The organism is Flagellimonas halotolerans (assembly GCF_035818535.1).
GTDB classification, from domain to species: Bacteria; Bacteroidota; Bacteroidia; order Flavobacteriales; family Flavobacteriaceae; genus Flagellimonas; species Flagellimonas halotolerans.
The window spans coordinates 150361-172047 of sequence record NZ_JAYKYV010000005.1 but is presented as its reverse complement, the minus strand read 5'-3'; the positions used below and the strand labels follow the sequence as shown (position 1 = coordinate 172047).

The window sequence follows — 21687 nt, the reverse complement described above, 5'->3', positions numbered from 1 at the left end:
ACGATTCAATCCAAACCCTTCATGGGCCACTAGGTACTTTTTACTTGCAAACAATCAACCTTGGGGTGAAGCCATAAGAAAGTAGCAGGCAATTGGGTAGTTATGTTTTTTTTCTTCAGTTTGGAGCGTACTTCTTCTTTGCCCGTTCCATAAATCAAGAGGATTATTCTTTTGGCAGAGAGGATGTTTTGCATACCCAGCGTCATTCCGAACGATGGTTTTATATCCAAATCCTTGACCATACCATGCCTTTGTGATGCCTCCGAAAGTTGAGCCACATGGCAAAATGGCTGCAAGTGGTGATCAGGCTCATTAAAGCCAATATGTCCGTTCTTCCCCAATCCCAAAATACACAAATCGATTAAACCATCATTTTCAATCTTTTGTTGAATCCTTTTACATTCTTTCGAAGCATTTTGTGGGTTGGTGATAAAACCAGTGTATCGATCATTGGGAATATGTAAGGGACTTAGAAGGTGTTCCTGTAAATAATACTCACAAGAGCCTGGGTGTGTATCGGGCAGCCCGCCCCATTCATCCAATTTTACAATATGGAGCTTTTTGAAAAGCTCTGGCCGATTCAAATATTGCCTTGCCAAAAACTCGTAGGTCCCTGTCGGGGAGTTTCCGGTAGCTGCACAAATACGAAGGTTTTCTTTCCTTTTAAGTTCTGAGAGTACAATATGGCCCGCATGTGCGCTCATCGCTTCATAGTCTTCAAAGAATTGGTTGTTCATGATATCCAAGCGCTTTCATCTGTATAGGGAATGCAGCCTTCAAATCTACCGGGAACTGGATTGTAACGAAGGGCTTGGGTCGCACCAATCTCAGAAGTAAAATAACCCCAAACGGTAAGCTCTTTGAGCATGGTGAAAAAATGGGGCTTCTCCAAAGATGTGGCTTTTTTGGCCTCCTCATCAAATTGGGTAAGTAGATTTAGTTTTTTTTCATTCGATAAAGAGAGAAATGATTCTCGAAATCCATCAATGGATCTTTCCTCGATTTTATCCAAACCACTGATAAAGATTAAGGCTTCACCTTTGCTATAACAGTCATTTACGATTGTTTTCATAAATGCTCCAATATGAGCTGCCTTTGCCCCAGGGGACTCGTCTGTGTCAGGAAGAATGGTTTCGCCTATTTCATCAAGAAAGTGAACATCGTCATTGGTCACCATTTCAGACCTTTTCTTGGGGGGCACAACACAGCCCGACAAAAAGAATTGGGCTCCTATGACACTTCCTCCCAGAATGGTGGCCGTAAGTTTTAAGGCATTTCTTCTTTCCATGTTTTTGATTTGTTTAGAATAACAAGAATGTAACTACTTTACCTTCTTCCACAATTTATAGGGTTTGTCCACATTTGACTTGAAGGGAAGCTGCACTTTTTTTCCTGTGCCCGCCGATTCATAGGCAGCAAGTATCACTTCCAGTACAGCTTTACCGTCTTCCCCTGTCACCAAGGGTTTTTTGTCATTTTTGACACAATCCACAAAATGTTCAAATTCCTGCGGAAAGCCATAGTTCCAACTCTCTTCAAACATCGTGTAGCTCCATCCAATGGTGTTCCCCGCCTTTTCCACCGCATAGCCCACTCCTTTGCTGCTGTATGTTTGGATGGAGTTGCCTTGGAGTATATCTGCATAGGCAACCCCTTCAGAGCCATGTATTTCGGCCTTGTCGTCCATACCACCAAGTTTGGTCCAACTTTCTTCCATGACAGCCGTTACACCATCTTCGAACTCCAGAATAATAATGGAGTTGTCCTCACCTTCTGTTTTATCGCCGTGCACACTGGTCATCATTTGTGCATACACCGATTTTATATTTTTTTTGGGATGCAACCATCTAAAGAATTGGATGGCATGGCAGCCCATGTCCATGGTTACTCCACCTCCAGAACGTTCAATATCCCAAAAGTGGTCGGCATGGGGCCCGTCGTGTTTTTCGGATTGTTTAAAAAGTACGGGGTCTCCAAGGGCCCCTTCGTCCAACAAAGCCTTTAAACGAACATATTTGGGAGCAAAACAAAGTTCTTCGGCATACATGAGCTTGACATTGGCCTGTTTGCAGGCATCGATCATCGAATCGGCTTCCTTAAGGTTCATGCACAAGGGCTTTTCAACCACTACATGTTTGCCTGCCTTTGCTATTTTTAAAGTAATATCGCAATGCAGATAGTTGGGTGCGCCAATGACCACCATATCTATTTGTGGCATTGCCAGCATTTCATCCAAATCGGTAAAATGATTGGGAATGTTGAACTTTTTGGCAAAGTTTTCGGCATGGCCTTTTGTTGGTGACATTACCGCTAAAATCTCTGCATCCGATACCCTGCTCAAGGCATCGGCATGTATACTTGATATGAATTGAGAACCGACGAGTCCCACTCCGACTTTTTTGTCCATATTCTAAATTTATTATAGTAAACCTTTTTTAAACTGGGCTGCTGCATAGGTTGCCGCCCGCGCTGTAAGTGCCATATACAAAATGGATGGACTTTGATTGCCCGTACTGGTCATACAAGCGCCATCGGTCACAAATACATTTTTGCATCCATGCATCTGGTTGTATTCATTCAAAAGAGAGGTCTTGGGGTCTTTTCCCATTCGTACACCCCCCATTTCATGGATATCCAACCCAGGAGCCTGGTTGTTGTCCTGTGTAACTATATTGGTACAACCTATTTTTTCAAGCATGCGACGACTTTCCACAAGAAAATCATTGATCATTTTCTCATCATTTTCATCATAACCAACATCTGTGACTAGCAAAGGAATACCCCAATCATCTGTCTTATCTGGACTCAAGTAAACTCTGTTTGATGCTTTTGGGATAGTTTCGCCCTGCATGTACATATAGATTTGCCAGTTTCCAGGTTTACTTAGTTTATGCTTAAAAGCTGCACCAAGTTGAGGTGTTTCGTCTGGGATTTCTTCGGCCCTGTTCCGATAAGCTCCTGTAAAAATGGTATATCCACCAAGAAAATCGGTATCCTGTTCCTTTAGATTACGATAATTGGCAATAATACATTCGGATGGTCTTGAACCATAATAATATTTGTCCTCATATCCGCTGATTTTTCCGCCTGCACCTGCCCTATAAATATGAAACCCAATATATCTTCCCAATAAGTCATAATCGTTGCCCAGACCATTGGGAAAACGATTTGATTTGGAGTTGAGTAAAATCAAATTGGAATTGAGTGCCGATGCGTTGACAAAAATAATTCTGGCACTGAAGATAAACTCTTCTTTGGTGTTGGTGTCAATGACCTTGACACCTGAAGCCTTTCCCGAATCTTCATCATAAACGATGGAATGTACCACTGAAAAGGGTCTTATCGTAAGGTTTTCTGTTTTTTCGGCCCAGGGCAATGTGGAGGTGTTAGAACTGAAGTACCCTCCGAACGGACATCCTCTCATACACTTGTTGCGACAAAGGCACTTGCCCCTACCTTGGTCCAAATGGGTTTGTTCTGGTTCACTGAGATGTGCCCATCTTCCTTGAACCAAATATCTTCCAGGGAAATGTTCTTCGAGTGTACTTTTCATGTGTTCCTCAACGCAGTTCAGTTCGAAGGGGGGCAAAAATTCCCCATCTGGCATGGACTCAATACCATCCTTATTACCACATACGCCAATGAATTTCTCCACATGGGAGTACCATGGGGCAATATCATTATAATCAATGGGCCAACCTATCCCATAATTGTACTTTTCAGGTGCTTTGAACTCGTAATCGCTCCAACGTTGACAGGCCCTTCCCCAAATCAGGGATTTGCCGCCAACTTGATACCCTCGTATCCAGTCGAATGGTTTTTCCTGCACATAGGGGTGGTCCACATCCTTTATAAAAAAATGGGCCGTGTCTTCGCCAAATCCAGATGCTTTGGTAATTAGCGGATTTTCTTCTTGGAACTTTTTAGTCATTTGCCCCCTGTGTTCAAAATCCCAAGGGTTCATGGTCATGGTAGGGTAATCTTTGATATGTTCTACATCCCTACCCCTTTCCAGTACCAGTGTTTTTAGACCTTGTTCGCAAAGTTCTTTGGCGGCCCAGCCCCCAGATATTCCCGACCCTATAACGATGGCATCAAAATGTTCCATAAAAATTCATAATTAAGAAATGCTCCATTTGATTGTTAATAAACCAGATGTGCCTAACTAATAAATCCGTTCAAAAAACAACCTCGATTTTCCGGTTTACTGTGTGTCCGAGTTTCTAATCAGTAGTGATAAACTCATTCCCAAGAACAAATTGTAATTGCCTTGATTGAAGTTTAATTTCAAATATGGTCAATTCTTATATGTGTCTTTTTGTAAATTACTTCATATTTTTTGTAAAATCATGAAAGGATATGATAAAAGGAGCACAGATAGATGATTTTAAACGCTTTTATTTTGAACTTGACGATAACAAGCCCATCCAAATCTTGTTGAACAGGCATGAAAACAGGGAAGAAGGTTGGTTTGACATGCATTATGAATTCGAACTGGGAGTAGTATTGAAAGGTAAAATGAAACGCTCCTACCTAGGATACGATATAGAAATAGGGCCAGGGGAGGTTTGGTTTTGCAATATGTGGGAACCACATGGTTTTGAAATACTGGAGGCACCTTGTGAGGTGGCTGTATTTGTTATCGACCCAAGATATTTGGCAACCACACTTTTTTTAGATAGGGATATGACTTCAACATTTATGGTTCCACCAATGGATAGACCTAGGACAGCAGCAAATTTGAAGGACGAAATAAAGAATCTGGCAAAAAAAGTCCAACAAAGGTTTTCCAAAAAATATGATGCGGACTGGGCCAAAATATATTTATTTGAATTGTTGCTTTCCCTCATGGAAGAATGGAAAGTTCCCTTGCAAAAATCAAATCATGGGCATAGAGTCTTCATTCAAGGAGCCTTACGCTTGATTTTTGAAGAAAAAAGGCTCATAACCACCAAAGAGGCAGCTTTGGCCTGCCGCATGTCCGTAACTAAATTCACGGCTTTGTTCAAAGATCTAATGGGTTCGACCTTTTCTGATTTTGCATTGCAATATCGAGTAAAGGGAGCCTCTTTTCAGCTAAAAAATTCTAATCTGACCCAAGAGACCGTAGCACTTAACTGGGGATTTTCCGATGCAAGCCACCTTCATAAATATTTGTAAAACACATAAAATCCATAACTTCATACGTAATCGGAATTTAATAGCAGAAAAGCACCAGTCCTGTTTCTTAACCAAAAACCTATTCTTGGCAGTTAAACCATACGATGCCCAAAGTTCAACTAAACGATTAACAGTTTACGTGGATAGATATTTAACCCTATTTGATTATTATTGATTAATTTTGGCTTATACGAAAGGAGATTGCTCATAGTGGTCTGTAATTCGGTTAGTTACTCAACATAGGCAAGGCATAAGTCAATAAACTTAGGGGCTAGCGGATGGGGTTCGAATCCTTCCTGGGTCACAACGGACACAATATCTTCTGTGTCGGGTCTAAATCAAGCAACGTTACTGATTTTTTTGGTTGGTGCGTTCTTGCTCATTTTAGCAAAGAGAAGGGGACCATTTACCGGTTTGGTTACAAGGTCGTTGGCGCCTAGTTCAAAAATTTTCTTTCTTGTTTGGCTGGTATTGTCCGCGGTAAGCACAATTATGGGAATCTGGGGGTCGCAGTCAGCTTCCCCGTTCCTTATGATTGATGTTGTTTCAAATCCATCCATTTCTGGCATTTGCAAATCCATCAAAATAAGATCAAAATGCTTTTCCTTCATTATTTCCAGTGCTTCTTTTCCGTGGTTGGCTATCGTAAGCTTTGCATTGCCCCAATTCTTTTTGAACAGTAGTTTCACCACGGTCTGGTTCATTTTATTGTCCTCTACATAAAGGATGTTACCAGTTTCCATAGTAATATCGGATGGGGCTGTTGTTGATTTTTCGCTTGCCAGGGCTTGGTCTTCGTCAATCTCAAAACCTAGACTTAATTCACAAATAGTACCTTGGTTTGCATTGTTTTTAAGGTTGACGGTTCCTTTTTGTAGGTCAACATACGTTTTTACGATGTACAGGCCTAATCCCAAACCACTGAATTCCCGTTTATCCCTAAAGGATTTTTTGGTAAAGGATTCATATATGGTACTCATCTTTTCTTTGGAGATGCCAATGCCCGTATCCTTTATTGTAAAACTTAAGATGGCACGGTCATTATCTTTTTTGCAATCGATATCAATGGCCACGCTCCCTTGATTGGTGAACTTAATGGCGTTGTCCAGGGTATGATTAAGGATCTGGACGAGCTTCCCTTTGTCTCCGACAATTTGTGTTGGTATAGCACTTGAGATTGAGGTATTGAAGTCCAAACCTTTGGCCTTGGCCTTTTTTTCTTGTAGGTTGATAACCTTGGATAGGGTTGATTTTAGATTGAAGGAAACCTCTTTTAAGTCTTGATCGCCTTTTTCAATTTCAGTAAAATCCAGTATATCCTCAATGTACCCCAATAAGTTTTTTGAGGAGCTCAATAGCATTTTACACTTCTCTTCCAGATTTTCTTTTTCCTTATTCTCCTGCAGTGAGGTTGCGACACCCATAATCAAGTTGAGCGGTGTCCGAAGTTCGTGGCTAATATTGGAGAGGAAGGATGATTTTATTTCGTTCATATCCTCCGCTCGTTGAAGGGCCAGCATTTGATTTTGTTCATTTTCCATCCTAAGGTCACGAATCCTGTTGATCATGGAAATGGATAGAAAGACAATCTCCAAGCCAATACCGAATTTTGCCCCGTTGTCGGTAAAGAATGAATTTGGGATGGTGTTGAAGTTGTTGAGAATAAACACGATAAATCCTAAGACCAAAAAGGAGATACCAATGATAAAATAAGGGTCTACCTTGATCTTTTTTAGCTTCATTACTACAATAGATGCTATCATATGTAATAGTACCAAAATTCCAATGGCGTTGGCAAGCGGATAGCAGTATTCGAAAGATGGACTTAGGGCCAGCGCAGCTACCCCGACCATTATGGCAAAACCAAAAAACTTGTTTGTTTTATGCAATAGGGGGCTGTTTTTCTTTAAGCCGAGAAAGGTGTCGCCATACCTTCCAAAAAAGAACAGGGATACAAAGGCAGTGAGCAATACCGCCCTATTGGAGAGCCAACCGCCCTGTGGTGTGAGATATTGGTGGAAAAACCCATCCAAGGAAAATTGCATCAAGGCAATAAATAGGACGTAAAGGGCATAGTAAACAAATGCCTTATCTTTTAAGGCAAAGAAGAAAAATAGATAAATGAGACAGGCCAAGATCAAAATGCCATAAAAGAAACCGTAAAACACCTGCTCTTTATAGGTTAGGACAAAAAAATTGGTCTCTGGGTACAATCGCATCGGTAACATCACGACCTCTCCATCGCTTTTTAGGTGGATATATCCCTGTATTTTTTGGTTGGGTTCAAGCCCAATGTCAAAAATTGATTTCCTATGCTGTATGGTTTTGGAGGCAAACGGCATTTTATCGCCACTGTATTGTTGCTCCACCTTGCCGTTGCCATCCACAAGATATAAATTGACAATATCCGTAATGGGCCGTGCGGTTTCCAGATAATACTGTTTAAACTTTGATGACCTGTTTTCCAAGCTAAATGTCATCCAGTAATGGTCGTTGGAAAAACCAAGGTTTTCCTTTAAGCTCGATAGGGGGACAAACTCCAGATTCGGATTGTTTCTGATTTCATCAAAACTGTATTCCTTTTGACCTGCCAATAAAACAGTTGTTTCGGAGCGAAGCGAAATAGCTTCGCCATTAAAGTCAGTTTGATCAAATTGTGCCTTGGAAACAAGGGGGGACAGTAATAAAACATATACCCATATTTGTGGGATTATCTGGCGCATAAAGTAGGTTTTATGGAAACCGTCCTTTGGGAAGACGGAATCATAATTTTGGTATAAACAATAAACGTTCAAGGTATGTCATTAGTACCATTAACCTCTGGGAACTAACAATGATTAGATGTAATTCAAAAAACCTCGATGAATTACAATCTAAATTGAAAGGAATCGCCTTGGTTCTTGACTAAACCAATCGATTTAGGATGCTTTCCACTTTATTTTGGATGACCAATTAGATGATATGTACAAAATTTTAGTAGTTCTTTTTTTAGTGTTTGGTGCTTGGAGCTATTCCCAAAGCATAGATTACAATACAAAAAAGGGCTACGCAGCCAATGGTTATGATGTGGTTTCCTATTTTGACAAGAATCCACGAGAAGGGAAAGAAGAGTTTGCCCAAGTGTTTGATGGGTAAAGTACAAGTTTTTGAACAGGACAAATTTGGAGTCGTTTGTTGCCAACCCCGATGCTTTTTTGCCTATTGCACCTACGCGGTTGCCATAACTGCCAAAAAGGTCGATGTAAATCCAGAAACGTATAAAATAAGGAATGGCAAACTTTATCTATTTTACAATCAGGGCAAAAACAACACATTGCAATTTTGGCCGAACGGATCCCTGAACAAACCCAAATCCCAAGCGGATAAAAACTGGGAGAAAATAAAAATTTGAATATTCTTTCTATCTTATACTCAATTTCATCAATAATCCGAAACCAAATAACCAAACGCCATGTTCAAATCTTCCTTGGAAACCTTGGAGCAGTTCAAAAAAGTGCTGTCGGAGTTGCCCAAAGATTGTTATTCCCAGTCTTGTAAAATCCTTTCCAACGCCAGCATAGGTCAGCACACAAGGCATATTATCGAGCTTTACCTTTGTTTGATCAAAGGATACGATATTGCCAATGTTTCATACGATCGAAGGGAGCGCAATCTAAAGATTGAAGAGGATTTGGTGCTTGCCCTGGAACGGTTGACCTTTATCCAAGAGCATTTGGAGAAACCAAATAAGGCAATCAAGGTGAACTATGAACTGGGTGGTGAGGAGAATCAACTCGATTCAAATTATTTTAGAGAGGTTATGTACAATTTGGAACATACGATTCACCATCAGGCATTGATCAAAGTGGGGATTAGACACTTTTCCACCCAAGAAATTCCAGCATCTTTTGGAGTGGCGCCCTCTACCATACAATATAGAAGAGCATGTGCACAGTAAGCTTTATTTCTAGGGGCGGGCAATATATCATCACCTCGAACCGTGATGAGCATGTCTCTCGACCTTTGGCGATGGAACCCAGGGAAGAAACCATAGGTTCGGTTAAAGTTCTCTTTCCAAAGGACGCAAAAGCTGGGGGTAGCTGGTTTGCCCTGAACGAAAACGGTTCGGTGGCCGTTTTACTCAATGGAGGTTTTGTAAACCACGCACCTACGGGGAATTACTCCAAAAGTCGGGGATTGGTGCTTTTGGATGTGATTTCTTCCAAAAACCCCTTTGATTTGCTTTTAACGACGGAGTTGTACCATATTGAACCCTTCACTTTGGTCCTCTTCACCACCAGGTTGTTGGAGTTCAGGTGGGATGGCCATCAGAAATATTTTAGGCCTTTGGATAAAACTAAAAACCATATTTGGTCCTCTGCCACACTTTACAACGATCAAGTGATCGAACACAGGAGCAACTTGTTTCAAAAGTTTATGGATGATAATTTGGAGGTAACAGCCCCCGAGGTAATCGATTTTCATTCAAACAGCCATGATGATTTTGAGAACGGTTTTATCATTGATCGCGAATCCGGATTAAAGACCTTTAGCGTAACCCAGGCTGTTTTGGATGACAGGGAAATTGTGATGCGTCATTTGGATTTGTTGAACGATAAATTTTTTGAAATACCATTTTCGCCAAGTCAACTTACTATTTAACAATCATGGGCTCCCTTAAACTGATATGGCATCGGATAACCCATTGGGAGTATTGGCCTTTTTGGATGATTTATTATCCCATGTTTCCCGTTTGGTTGTTTTTTTCGATTAAAGCACGGTCCATTTTCTTTTTCAATGCAGCCAACCCTGGAATGAAGAACGGGGGCATGGCCATGGTATCCAAAATGGATATCTATAATATGATTCCCGATCAATTTATTCCCAAAACCCTATTTATTGGGAAGGATGGGGTTGCTAAATCGGTCTTGGGGCATGTTTTGTCTACGGGCATCGACTTTCCATTTATTGCAAAGCCCGATATTGGTATGAAAGCCTTTGGTGTTGAAAAAATTCATGATAAAGATGAGTTCCAGAACTATGCGCGTTGGAGCCCTTCCCATTTTTTGGTGCAGGAACTTATTCCATATCAAAAAGAAGTGGGCATATTCTATGTTAGCAAACCAGGGGAAAAACAGGGCAAAATTACCGGGATCGTTTCCAAGGAATTTTTGTCCATTACGGGTGATGGTACAAGTACAATGGTGCAGCTTATCAAAAAGAACCCACGAAGCCATCTACAATTAAAGGTGTTGGAACAAAAGTTTGGTGACCGGCTTCAACAGATTTTGGATTTGGGAGAAGAATTTGTTCTAGTACCCTACGGAAGCCATACCCGAGGGGCCAAGTTTGTGGACATAAGCCATAAAATCAATGATGATTTAGTGCAAACCATTGATAAGGTATGTTCCCAGATGAACGGTTTCCATTACGGTAGATTGGATGTACTTTACAACTCTTTCGAGGAGCTTTGTCAAGGAAAAAACTTTAGCATTATCGAGGTGAATGGTGCAGGGGGGGAGGCTACCCATATTTACGACCCCAAACACTCATTGTTATGGGCTTGGCGAGAAGTTGCCCGGCATTGGGGCATGTTGTGCGAAATCAGCATCCTTAACAAAAGGGCGGGACATTCTTATTTAAGTTTTAAGGATGGCAGGGCCATGCTCAAACAAACAGGTGCCTTACAGGCGCAATTAAAGTTTTAGAGTATGCTTTTAAGGTAGCTTTCCATGGCTTCTGGCTGTTTCGTAGATCCAAATCTTTTTACAGGCTTTCCCGTTTTATCAATCACAAATTTGGTGAAGTTCCATTTAATTTTTCCTCCCAACAAACTGCCTAATTCCGATTTGAGGTACTTGAAAATTGGATGGGCACTCCTACCGTTGACATCGATTTTGGCAAACATGGGAAAACCAACGCCATAGTTCACTTGGCAAAATTCCTGAATATCATCGGCATTGCCGGGTTCTTGGTTTCCAAATTGATTGCAGGGAAATCCCAAAATAACCAGTCCCTTTTCTTTGTACTCTTTGTAGAGTGCCTCCAGCCCTTCGTATTGTGGTGTTAACCCACATTTACTGGCTGTATTGACCACAACAACGGTTTTGCCCTTGTACTTTTCCATGGACTCCAAGGTGCCGTCCAATCGTTCTGCTTCAAAGGTGTAAAAGCCCATGGTAATGATTTTTGGATTAAGACTTCTTTTCTGCCAATTGTAATTTATTTTTTACGGTCCTCATAATAATAGGGGCATGAATCCGGGAGTTTTCGATAAACCATTTGTGGGTTTCCATACCGCCACAGATTACTCCTGCCAAAAACAATCCATCAATATTGGTCTCCATGGTTTCCGGGTCGTAGGTGGGCAATCTTTTTGGGTCGTTGGAAAGTTGTATGCCGAGTTTTTCCAAAAAGGCAAAGTTGGGCATGTACCCTGTTAGGGCCAATACAAAATCGTTTTCCATGGTAACTTCACCTTCTGGGGTATTGATGATGATTTCGTTTGGTTTGATCTCCTTGACCGTGGAATTGTAAAAGGCTTGAATGCTGCCTTCCTCAATTCGGTTGATGATATCGGGGCGAACCCAATATTTTACTCGAGGCCCCACCTCTGGGCCTCGGATCACCAAACTTACCTCGGCACCTTTGCGCCAACACTCCAAGGCGGCATCTATGGCCGAATTACTTGCGCCGACCACCACCAATTTTTGACTGGCGTAAAAGTGAGGGTCTTTGTAATAATGGGATACTTTGGGTAAATCTTCACCGGGGACATTCATGTTGTTGGGCAAGTCGTAAAATCCCGTGGCCACCACTACGTTTTTGGCCCTATACTCATCTTTATCGGTTCTTACAGAAAAAATATCCCCTTGCTTTTCGGTGTCGATGACCTTTTCAAAAAGATGAATGTTCAATTGATTCGAGGTCACGATTCTTCGGTAATACTCCAAGGCCTCGTTACGTTTGGGCTTGGCCTCTTTGCTAATGAAGGGAATCCCGTCTATCTCCAACTTTTCGGATGATGAGAAAAACTGCATGTTTACAGGATAGTTGAACAGCGAATTTACAATGGGCCCTTTTTCAATAATGACATAGGAAAGCCCTTGTTTTTTTGCTTCCAAACCACAGGCGATCCCAATAGGGCCGCCTCCTATGATGACAACATCAAATTCCTGCATTATGCTATTTCTTCTTTTAATTTTTTAATGGTTTTGGCTGGGTTGGCACTTTTAAAAACAAAACTGCCAGCGACCAAAACGTCCGCACCATGATGGATTAATTTTTTGGCATTACCTGCATTAACGCCCCCATCAATCTCAATCAAGGTTTTCGCATTTTTACGATTTATCAATTCTTTGAGGTCGGCCACTTTTTGATAGGTGTTCTCAATAAAAGATTGACCTCCAAAGCCCGGATTTACGCTCATTACGATTACAATGTCAATATCCTGTATGGTGTCTTCCAATAGTTTTATGGAAGTGTGCGGGTTGATGGCCACCCCAGCCTTCATCCCTTCAACTTTTATAGCTTGCAGGGTTCTGTGCAAATGGGGACATGCTTCGTAATGAACGGTCAAATGGTTTACGCCCAAATCGCCAAAGGCTTTGATGTATCGGTCTGGGTCAACAATCATGAGGTGGGTGTCCAACGGTTTTTTGGCATGCTTGGCGATGGCTTCTATCACAGGCATCCCAAAGGATATGTTCGGAACAAAAACACCATCCATAACATCCAAATGAAACCAATCGGCATCACTTTGGTTCACCATTTCTATTTCTTGTTGAAGATTGGCAAAGTCGGAAGCCAGGAGCGAAGGGGCAATCATTGATTTGTTCATAGTACAAAGTTAGCCAATTACCATCATCCATAAACGAAAAAAACTCCGGTAATCAGCCGGAGTTTATTCATCAATCAAAAAACGAACAGTCATGATAAACTGTTATATCTTACTAAATTACAACTTTCCTGCCAAAAATCAAATTTAAGGATAGTTTAACTGTAATTTATGGCGTTTTTTTTTACACTTTATCCCAAATATGTCTTTAAAATCTTACTTCTGGAAGTGTGTTTTAATCTACGGATGGCTTTTTCCTTGATTTGACGAACCCTTTCCCTGGTAAGGTCAAAAGTTTCACCAATCTCTTCCAAGGTCATGGAATGTTGCCCGGCCAAACCAAAGTAAAGTCTGATTACATCAGCTTCACGGGGGGTAAGGGTCTCCAATGCACGCTCGATTTCGGTGCGAAGGGAATCGTGCAAAAGTTCCTTGTCCGGGTTAGGGGATTCACCACTACGCAATACATCGTAAAGGTTGGAATCCTCACCATCAATCAAGGGGGCATCCATGGATACATGGCGACCTGAGTTTTTCAAGGATTGCTTCACATCTTCCACGGTCATGTCCAATTCTTTGGCAATTTCCTCTGCGGATGGTGGGCGCTCGTGCGCTTGCTCCAAGAAAGCAAATGTTTTGTTGATCTTGTTGATGGAACCGATCTTGTTCAAGGGCAAACGAACAATACGGGACTGCTCGGCCAATGCCTGAAGAATGGACTGGCGAATCCACCAAACGGCGTAAGAAATAAATTTAAATCCACGGGTTTCATCAAAACGTTGTGCGGCCTTGATAAGTCCCAAATTTCCTTCATTGATCAAATCCGGAAGTGTCAACCCTTGGTTTTGGTACTGTTTTGCCACAGAAACCACGAACCTAAGATTGGCTTTGGTTAATTTTTCCAAGGCTATTTGGTCTCCCGCTTTTATTCGCTGTGCCAACTCCACTTCCTCATCGGCGGTAATAAGATCTACCTTGCCAATTTCCTGCAAATACTTGTCCAACGACGCGGTTTCCCTATTGGTAACCTGTTTTGTAATCTTTAACTGTCTCATCTAAAAAATCCCTTCAAATTAAATTTGTGAACCGGAGCTCATTAGGTTATACGTTGAAAAAACTAAAAGGTTACATTTTGGTTACATTTTTTTTAAAAAGAAAGCCCCGAGCAATTGCTCGGGGCTTTTATATGCCAAAACAAAGAAGTTTTAATCTCTATCCCTTCTTGGTTTTCTATCGCGGTTGCCACCTCTACGGTCTCCGCCACCACCTCTGCGGTCACCACCTCTATCGTTGCGGGGAGGACGTTCTTGATACCCTTCAGGTTTTGGCAACAAGGCTTTTCTCGATACCTTTTCCTTTCTGGTTCTTGGGTCTAGTCCGAAGTATTTCACATCAAACACATCTCCCATATTTACCACATCGGATACATTTTCGGTACGTTCCCATGCCAATTCGGATACGTGAAGCAATACTTCGTTCCCTGGTGCCTCGGTATATTCTACCACAGCGCCAAAGTCAAGCATTTTGATCACTTTGACCTCATAAACACTTCCCACTTCTGGTTTAAACATTAGGGAATCTATCTTGGCCAATACGGCATCGATACCATTCTGGTCTGTACCAAGAATTTCCACAATACCTTCTTCGGTATCTGGGTCTTCGTTGATGACAATTGTGGTATTGGTTGTTTTTTGAAGTTCTTGGATCACTTCCCCGCCTTTACCGATAAGTGCACCAATAAATTCACCTGGAATAACTCTGGTAACAATTTTTGGAGCATAGGACTTAACCTCTGCTCTAGGCTCGGCAATGGTTTCGGTAAGTTTGCCCAAAATGTGCATTCTGCCATCTTTGGCTTGCATCAAAGCTTTTACCAGGATTTCATAAGAAAGTCCTTTTACTTTGATGTCCATTTGACAAGCAGTGATGCCATCTGCGGTACCGGTTACCTTAAAGTCCATGTCGCCCAAGTGATCTTCGTCACCCAAAATATCGGATAGTACGGCATATTTACCGGTCTCCATATCAGTGATCAATCCCATGGCAATACCGGAAACGGGTTTTTTCAATTGAACACCGGCATCCATCAAGGCCATGGTACCGGAGCATACGGTTGCCATGGATGAGGAACCGTTGGATTCCAATACTTCGGAAACCACCCGGACCGTGTAAGGACAATCCTCGGGAATCATACCTTTTAGCGCACGTTGTGCCAAGTTACCGTGTCCTACCTCTCTACGGGATGTACCACGAATGGGTCGTGCTTCACCAGTTGAGAAAGGAGGGAAGTTGTAGTGCAAATAGAATGTTTCTTCACCTTCGTAAGATGGCATGTCTATTTGGTTGGCCTCTCTTGAGGTTCCCAAAGTAACTGTTGCCAAAGCTTGAGTTTCGCCACGGGTAAAGATGGCGGAACCATGTACGGAGGGCAAATAATCGATTTCGCACCAGATAGGTCGAACATCTGTGGTTTTACGACCGTCCAAACGAAGTCCTTCTTCCAATGTTAGGTTTCTAACAGCTTCTTTTTCTGCTTTATGGTAGTATTTGGAAATCAAATCGCCGATTTCTTCCAATTCTTCTTCGGAAAAAGATGCTTTGATTTCTTCTTTGATAGCGGCAAATGCCTCGCTTCGTTCTTTTTTGGAAGAACCTGCTTTGGCCACTTCATATACCTTGTCGTAGGCCATGTCGTGGATTTTTTTCTGAAGTTCTTCGTCTTCAGCTTCCAGTTCGTACTCACGGACCTCTTTTTTGCCGAAAGCTTCAGCCAATTTTATCTGTGCGGCACACTGTACCTTAATGGCTTCGTGGGCAAATTTGATGGCTTCCACCATTTCCTCTTCGGAAATTTCGTCCATTTCACCTTCCACCATCATCACGGAATCTGCGGAGGCACCGATCATCATGTCGATGTCGGACTCCTTTAATTGTGCTCTGGTCGGGTTGATGACGAACTCACCGTTCACCCTGCCCACACGAACTTCCGATATGGCACATTCGAACGGGAAATCCGAAAGTTGAATGGCGGCCGAAGCAGCCAATCCGGCCATGGCGTCGGGCATAACGTCCTCGTCATGCGACATCAACTGGATCATCACCTGTGTTTCGGAGTGGTAATCCTTAGGGAACAATGGTCTCAGTACCCTGTCCACCAAACGCATGGTCAATACTTCGCCGTCGCTAGGTCTTGCCTCTCTTTTAAAGAAACCACCTGGATAACGTCCTGCGGCGGCAAATTTTTCGCGATAATCCACGGTAAGTGGTAAAAAGTCCACGTCCGAAGCTTTGTAATTGGAGACAACTGTACACAATAGCATACACTTGCCAGATTGGACAACAACAGAGCCATGGGCCTGTTTTGCCAGTTTTCCGGTTTCGATAGAAATCTCCCTACCGTCACCGAGGTCTATGACCTCTTTGAATGTCTTTGAAATCATAAAATTAATCTTACCCAACCAATTATGGTCAGGTTGTTAAACATTGGGTCTACCGCCATCCGGGCGGTCGGGTTGTGTTGTTGTTGTGTGCTTGGGAGCACTTGACCAATGAAAAACTATTTGTAGCTTTTTGTGTTTGCCCAGTGTAAAGCTGGGACTTTTATGCGGTTGAAACGAGTTCAACCAAAACAAAGGGGAAGCCTAAGCCTCCCCTTTTTGTTTTTATTTTCTAATATTCAATTCCTTGATCAAGGAACGATATTTTTCAATGTCTTTTTTCTTAAGGTAATCCAAAAGACTACGTCTTTTACCTACCAATGCCACCAAAGAACGCTCGGTGTTGTAATCTTTGTGGTTCCTTTTAAGGTGTCCGGTTAAGTGGTTGATACGGTGTGTGAACAAAGCAATTTGTCCTTCCGTGGAACCGGTGTTGCTCTCAGAGCCGCCGTGTTTTTTAAAAATCTCGGCCTTTACTTCTTTTGTTAAATACATTCCAATATTATTTAAATGATTTTTATGTATTGATCAATCTACGATCAGCGTGCAAAGGTAAGCGTTTTTTTGAAATCAAAGGGCTTATCGGTCAAACTTTTAAGGTTGCTATAAACCGGACTTTCTCTTTGTAAAACAAAAAAGCCCCGAATTCGGGGCCTTTTTTAATTTCTTACAGGTTGATTGGTAATCAAATCGATATAGAGATTGATTTTTTTCTTCAGATCCCTGCGATGGGTAATGAAATCCAAGAAACCGTGTTCTTTCAAAAATTCGGCCGTTTGGAAACCATCGGGAAGGTCTTTCCCGGTAGTGTCCTTTACAACCCTTGGTCCGGCAAATCCTATTAAAGCACCGGGTTCAGCAATGTTAATGTCACCCAACATGGCATAGGAAGCTGTTGTGCCACCTGTTGTAGGGTCCGTACACAATGAAATGTACGGTATTTTTGCATCGGCCAATTGGGCCAATTTTGCTGATGTTTTTGCCAATTGCATCAGGGATAGGGCGGCTTCCATCATACGGGCCCCGCCAGATTTGGAAATCATCACAAATGGCACTTTTTTCCTTTTGGCCACATCAATGGCGCGCGATATTTTTTCGCCAACCACACTTCCCATGGAACCTCCTATAAAGGCAAAGTCCATGCAGGCTACAACAATATCCTTTCCTTGGGACTTGCCAACTGCAGTTCTCACCGCGTCTTTTAAACCTGTTTTTTTCTGGGCAGCCTTTAAACGATCGGAATATTTTTTTGTATCCACAAACTTTAATGGGTCTTTGGACGTCATTTTTGTATCAAGTTCACGGAACTTGTTGTCATCAAAAAGGATTTCAAAATATTCCTTACTGCCAATTCGAACGTGATAATCATCTTCCGGACTTACGTAGAAGTTTTTTGCCAAATCCTCGGCCTCTACAATCTTACCAGTGGGGGATTTGTACCACAACCCCTTTGGGGTGTCTTTTTTCTCCTCGGTAGCTGTTTGTATTCCTTTTTCCTTTCTTTTAAACCAAGACGACATGCAATCAATATTTAGTTAGACAAAGGCTACAGGGTGTTTACATTGTTCAAATCCTCGAAGGCTTTTTTCAAACGGGCCATAAAGGTTTTTTCTCCTTCTCGCAGCCAAACTCGGGGATCGTAGTATTTTTTATTGGGTTGGTCATCGCCATCAGGGTTACCTATCTGTGTTTGTAGATAATCCTTTTTTCCTTGGATGTAATCACGAACACCTTCCAAAAATGCGTATTGCAAATCGGTATCAATGTTCATTTTGATGACCCCGTAACCGATGGCTTCCCTGATTTCTTCCAAAGTGGAACCTGAACCTCCGTGGAATACAAAGTCGATATGGTTGTGCTCTACACCGTATTTCTCGGTGATAAACTCTTGGGAGTTCTTAAGGATTTTTGGGGTCAACTTTACGTTACCTGGCTTGTATACCCCGTGTACGTTGCCAAATGCGGCAGCAATGGTAAATCTTGGGCTTACTTTTGAAAGTTCTTCGTAAGCAAAGGCCACTTCTTCTGGCTGGGTATACAATTTGGAATCGTCAACATCCGTATTGTCCACACCATCTTCCTCGCCTCCGGTGATTCCCAATTCAATCTCCAAAGTCATATCCATTTTGCTCATGCGCTCTAGGTATTCTTTGCAGATTTCAATGTTTTCTTCAAGTGGTTCTTCGGAAAGATCGATCATGTGTGAACTGAACAATGATTTTCCGGTTTCCTTGTAATGCTTTTCACTAGCGTCCAAAAGTCCATCGATCCAAGGCAACAATTTTTTGGCACAGTGGTCTGTATGCAGAATTACGGTTGCTCCGTAGGCCTCGGCCAATTGGTGAACGTGTTTAGCGCCTGCAACACCACCAAGGATTGCGGCTTTCTGGTCTTCATTGGAAAGTCCTTTTCCTGCATTGAACTGGGCCCCTCCGTTGGAAAATTGGATGATTACGGGAGCGTTCAATGTTGCGGCGGTTTCCATTACGGCATTGATACTGTCTGAACCGATTACGTTTACGGCAGGAAGTGCATATCCGTTCTCTTTTGCGTGGTTGAAAATTGCCTGTACTTCATCACCGGTTGCAACACCGGGCTTGATATTGTGGGACATAGTTATATTGGTTTCAAATTAAATAGGAAACAAAAGTAATAAAATATTTCCTCTAGAAAGGATAATTGATCCCTATGTTGAAGACGGCCTGTTTGAAGCTGTATCCATCGAACCAACGATCGGGCCCGATTTTGGCTGGATTGTACGTTTTGAACCCTACATCCAACCTAAAAACAAAATAGGTAAAATCGTATCGAAGCCCAAGGCCGGTTCCCAATGCAATGTCCCCTAGAGAGGCGAACCCGCTAAATATGGCGTCGGGGTTTGTTTCGTTGTCGAATACATTCCAAATATTGCCTGCGTCCGCAAAAAGGGCACCCTTTACATCGCCGGCAATGGGGAACCTATATTCAAGGTTTAGGGCCAGTTTTAGGTTGGCCTCGTTAAAATCGTTGATGTTGTCCGTACTGCCAGGTCCAAGCTCGTAAGCGTTCCAGGCGCGGTTGTCGTTGGACCCACCTGCAAAGTAGCTGCGAACAAAGGGCACGTTGTCGGAATTGCCATAGGGAATTGCCAGGCCGGAGAAGCTCCTAAAGGCGATTACCTGTCCTCCTCCAATACTCCAATGGCGTATATAATCGAACTCGGTTTTTAGGTATTGGGAGAAAGGAACGCTGAAGACAAGGTGCTGTCCGTTGGTATTATTGTTGAAAGGTATTGCATTGGTGAGCAATGAGAGCATGGCACCGGCACTTTCGAGTTTTATACGATACTGATAGAAATCAAGGTCGTTGATACCTGATTTACTGTTTTTGGTATGGGTGAAATTACTGGCAAAAATTAGGTTGTCCTCTGTTAACCTTCTTCGTCTTTCCTCAATGCTATTTACTTCCTGTTTCTCTTCTGGGCTTACTGGAATTGAACCGCTCAATACATCTTGGGCAAATCGGTTTGCTCCATCTGGTATGCTCAGCTTTGGTTCTTCACCTTCTTCCAGAATGGGATCAAAATAGGAGGAATATTCAGGGTTGTCCTGAAATTGATCGGCGATATCGTCCAAATTGGAAAAGGTATTTCGGTATACATTGTAGAAATTGTTCGTGTTTACATTGCGTACAAACTCCACATTAATAAGTTCAATATTGTTTTTTAACCGTTCGGAAGGCGACCAGTTATAGGATAAAATGGAGTTCAGGGACTGTTTGTCCAAACCGATGTTCCGTTGAAAGTTGGTACCTGCGGACAATCGGCTTTGTGGGAGCATATAATAGGGTATGATACGCTCTGTATTGAAGGGCAGCCAGATTCGTGGGAATGTAATGTTGATATCCCCTCCGAGCTCGGAGGTGAATGTTTCATCCGATAGGGAGGCATCGCTCAACAAACCAATGGATCCCCTTGCCGAAATATTCAAAGTTTCTGCACCTCCAAAGACATTCCGTGTGATCACCGAAGTACTAAAGGCGGTGCCCACTTGTTGAATGTTGGAGTGGGTGACATCAAAATTTAGGTTTAAAGAGTATTTGGGCTTGGCGGCCAAGTAGATGTTGGTTTCCAGTTCCGTTTGTGTGGAATCCGGTATAAACTCAATACTGGGGTACTTAAAGGTGTTCAGGTTGGTGATCTGCCTGTAGGTTCTTATTCTGTCCAAATCCCGGTAAACACTATCTTTTTCAAAGAAAATGGCATCGGCCAATGCTTTGGGGCGGTAGCGGAGCTTGCCATTGTAATAGATGTTGTAGTTTTCGTGTTGAATACGCTGTAAAGTATCCATGCCTCCGTTTATATCGTAATCTGCGTAAATGTTGATTTGTTTGTGGCGAGCCACCTTGTACGGCATGTTGGTATCCGTACTATCGTTCGAGCTCCTAAATTTTTTAATGTTCAATTGCACATCCATGAGCTGGTCGTCCGAAGCAAGGGTAGTATCCCGCAGAATACTGTAGTTGATGGAGCTTTCCTGGAAATTATATACCCCCGAATTTCTAAACAAGCTTGTTAATCGCTCCCGCTCCATGGTAAATTTGTCCAAATCAAATTGTTCACCCTGTCTAACAAAACTTTGCCCAATTGCATTCTGGTATATGGAATCCAACTCTGGGGAGGTAATGTTTTTTTGTATGGTGTCCACAATGTAAGGCTTATTCAGGGTGATGTTATACTCAATACTTGCCTTTCTCTTTTTTTTGCTATCCATTATTTGATATTCCCCCGTGTTGTTAAAATACCCTTTGCTATTGTAATAGGATTCCAGTTTTTTGAGAGATTTATTGGTCTCTGAAGTGTCAATAATAACAGGGGGTTCTCCAATTCTCTTCAAAAACTCACTATATCCTTTTACCAGAAATGATTCGCTCAATCTGTTTACCTGCTTCTCGGAAAGCAAATTGTTAAGTCGTTTTTCCCTTTTTTCTTTTCGGTGCAGCCAATCCTGGAATGATGAATCGGGGTTTTCCTTGGCTAGGTTATAAAGATTGAGTTTTAGCCGGTATCCCAAAACATTGCTGTTGGGTTTCTGTGAGATAAGTCCTTTTATTTCGCTGCTGCTTATTTTTTCATCATCGACCAAAATGGTGTTTTTGGTGAGCAATAATTCATCCTCCCCAACCTTTTTTAAGGTATTGCAACCCAAAATGCTAAGCAAAAGCAACAATAATCCTATTTTTGCCCAGTTGCACGTTACACCAAAAGAACCATTCATAGAAGCCAAAAATACACGA

At 42.2% G+C, this 21687-nt stretch carries 19 protein-coding genes; 5 read left to right on the top strand and 14 right to left on the bottom strand.

What is annotated here, in order from left to right:
* Positions 1 to 29: 29 nt before the first annotated feature.
* The 4 genes from VM932_RS08060 to VM932_RS08045 are packed head-to-tail and all read right to left on the bottom strand — an operon-like array spanning position 30 to position 4108.
* The gene (locus tag VM932_RS08060) at positions 30 to 737 is read right to left on the bottom strand and encodes a galactosamine-6-phosphate isomerase (RefSeq protein WP_326278292.1); all 708 of its coding nucleotides are present in this window, start codon (positions 735 to 737) and stop codon (positions 30 to 32) included.
* The gene (locus tag VM932_RS08055; RefSeq protein ID WP_326278291.1) at positions 734 to 1288 is read right to left on the bottom strand and encodes a gluconate 2-dehydrogenase subunit 3 family protein; all 555 of its coding nucleotides are present in this window, start codon (positions 1286 to 1288) and stop codon (positions 734 to 736) included. Before VM932_RS08055 ends, VM932_RS08060 begins: the two co-directional genes overlap by 4 nt.
* 33 nt (positions 1289 to 1321) lie before the next feature.
* Positions 1322 to 2407 (bottom strand): Gfo/Idh/MocA family protein, encoded by a 1086-nt coding sequence (locus VM932_RS08050; protein WP_326278290.1) that lies wholly within the window; start codon positions 2405 to 2407, stop codon positions 1322 to 1324.
* A 12-nt stretch (positions 2408 to 2419) separates the two neighbouring features.
* On the bottom strand, positions 2420 to 4108 hold the full coding sequence (locus VM932_RS08045) for a GMC family oxidoreductase (protein WP_326278289.1): 1689 nt from the start codon (positions 4106 to 4108) through the stop codon (positions 2420 to 2422).
* A 251-nt stretch (positions 4109 to 4359) separates the two neighbouring features.
* Between VM932_RS08045 and VM932_RS08040 the strand changes: the two genes are divergently transcribed.
* On the top strand, positions 4360 to 5160 hold the full coding sequence (locus VM932_RS08040; protein WP_326278288.1) for a helix-turn-helix domain-containing protein: 801 nt from the start codon (positions 4360 to 4362) through the stop codon (positions 5158 to 5160).
* Positions 5161 to 5498: 338 nt separating this feature from the next.
* Here VM932_RS08040 and VM932_RS08035 read toward each other — a convergent pair whose 3' ends face one another.
* Positions 5499 to 7883 (bottom strand): hybrid sensor histidine kinase/response regulator, encoded by a 2385-nt coding sequence (locus tag VM932_RS08035; protein WP_326278287.1) that lies wholly within the window; start codon positions 7881 to 7883, stop codon positions 5499 to 5501.
* A gap of 238 nt (positions 7884 to 8121) precedes the next feature.
* On the opposite strand from VM932_RS08035, the gene VM932_RS08030 reads away from it, so the two are divergent.
* The 4 genes from VM932_RS08030 to VM932_RS08015 all read left to right on the top strand — a co-directional run bounded on the left by VM932_RS08030 (position 8122) and on the right by VM932_RS08015 (position 10847).
* Entirely contained in the window at positions 8122 to 8295 is a 174-nt protein-coding gene (locus tag VM932_RS08030) for a hypothetical protein (RefSeq protein ID WP_326278286.1), read from the top strand.
* 316 nt (positions 8296 to 8611) lie between these two features.
* Positions 8612 to 9097: a DinB family protein gene (locus VM932_RS08025; RefSeq protein ID WP_326278285.1), complete on the top strand. Its 486-nt coding sequence runs from the start codon at positions 8612 to 8614 to the stop codon at positions 9095 to 9097.
* Complete coding sequence (locus tag VM932_RS08020) at positions 9085 to 9801, top strand: NRDE family protein (protein WP_326278284.1); 717 nt, start codon at positions 9085 to 9087, stop codon at positions 9799 to 9801. The genes VM932_RS08025 and VM932_RS08020 overlap by 13 nt, the downstream gene beginning before the upstream one ends.
* Positions 9802 to 9806: 5 nt before the next feature.
* Complete coding sequence (locus VM932_RS08015; protein WP_326278283.1) at positions 9807 to 10847, top strand: D-alanine--D-alanine ligase; 1041 nt, start codon at positions 9807 to 9809, stop codon at positions 10845 to 10847.
* Here the strand turns inward: VM932_RS08015 and VM932_RS08010 are convergent.
* The 9 genes from VM932_RS08010 to tamL form a co-directional block, all read right to left on the bottom strand.
* Complete coding sequence (locus VM932_RS08010; RefSeq protein ID WP_326278281.1) at positions 10844 to 11317, bottom strand: glutathione peroxidase; 474 nt, start codon at positions 11315 to 11317, stop codon at positions 10844 to 10846. The genes VM932_RS08015 and VM932_RS08010 overlap by 4 nt on opposite strands.
* Positions 11318 to 11333: 16 nt before the next feature.
* Positions 11334 to 12320, bottom strand: coding sequence for a YpdA family putative bacillithiol disulfide reductase (locus VM932_RS08005; RefSeq protein WP_326278280.1), 987 nt, complete (start codon positions 12318 to 12320; stop codon positions 11334 to 11336).
* A complete protein-coding gene (rpe, locus tag VM932_RS08000; RefSeq protein ID WP_326278279.1) occupies positions 12320 to 12979 on the bottom strand; it encodes a ribulose-phosphate 3-epimerase in 660 nt (219 codons plus the stop codon). The genes VM932_RS08005 and rpe overlap by 1 nt, the downstream gene beginning before the upstream one ends.
* 188 nt (positions 12980 to 13167) lie before the next feature.
* Positions 13168 to 14031: a sigma-70 family RNA polymerase sigma factor gene (locus VM932_RS07995; RefSeq protein WP_014033356.1), complete on the bottom strand. Its 864-nt coding sequence runs from the start codon at positions 14029 to 14031 to the stop codon at positions 13168 to 13170.
* Between the two features lie 150 nt (positions 14032 to 14181).
* Positions 14182 to 16416, bottom strand: coding sequence for a polyribonucleotide nucleotidyltransferase (locus VM932_RS07990; RefSeq protein WP_326278278.1), 2235 nt, complete (start codon positions 16414 to 16416; stop codon positions 14182 to 14184).
* Between the two features lie 222 nt (positions 16417 to 16638).
* Positions 16639 to 16908: a 30S ribosomal protein S15 gene (gene rpsO, locus VM932_RS07985; protein WP_293167671.1), complete on the bottom strand. Its 270-nt coding sequence runs from the start codon at positions 16906 to 16908 to the stop codon at positions 16639 to 16641.
* Between the two features lie 164 nt (positions 16909 to 17072).
* A complete protein-coding gene (accD, locus tag VM932_RS07980) occupies positions 17073 to 17933 on the bottom strand; it encodes an acetyl-CoA carboxylase, carboxyltransferase subunit beta (protein ID WP_326278277.1) in 861 nt (286 codons plus the stop codon).
* Positions 17934 to 17959: 26 nt separating this feature from the next.
* Positions 17960 to 19027 carry a class II fructose-bisphosphate aldolase gene (gene fbaA / locus VM932_RS07975; RefSeq protein ID WP_326278276.1) on the bottom strand — a complete coding sequence of 356 codons (1068 nt, stop codon included), beginning with the start codon at positions 19025 to 19027 and terminating at the stop codon, positions 17960 to 17962.
* A 52-nt stretch (positions 19028 to 19079) separates the two neighbouring features.
* Positions 19080 to 21668 (bottom strand): translocation and assembly module lipoprotein TamL, encoded by a 2589-nt coding sequence (tamL, locus tag VM932_RS07970; RefSeq protein ID WP_326278377.1) that lies wholly within the window; start codon positions 21666 to 21668, stop codon positions 19080 to 19082.
* Positions 21669 to 21687 lie beyond the last annotated feature (19 nt).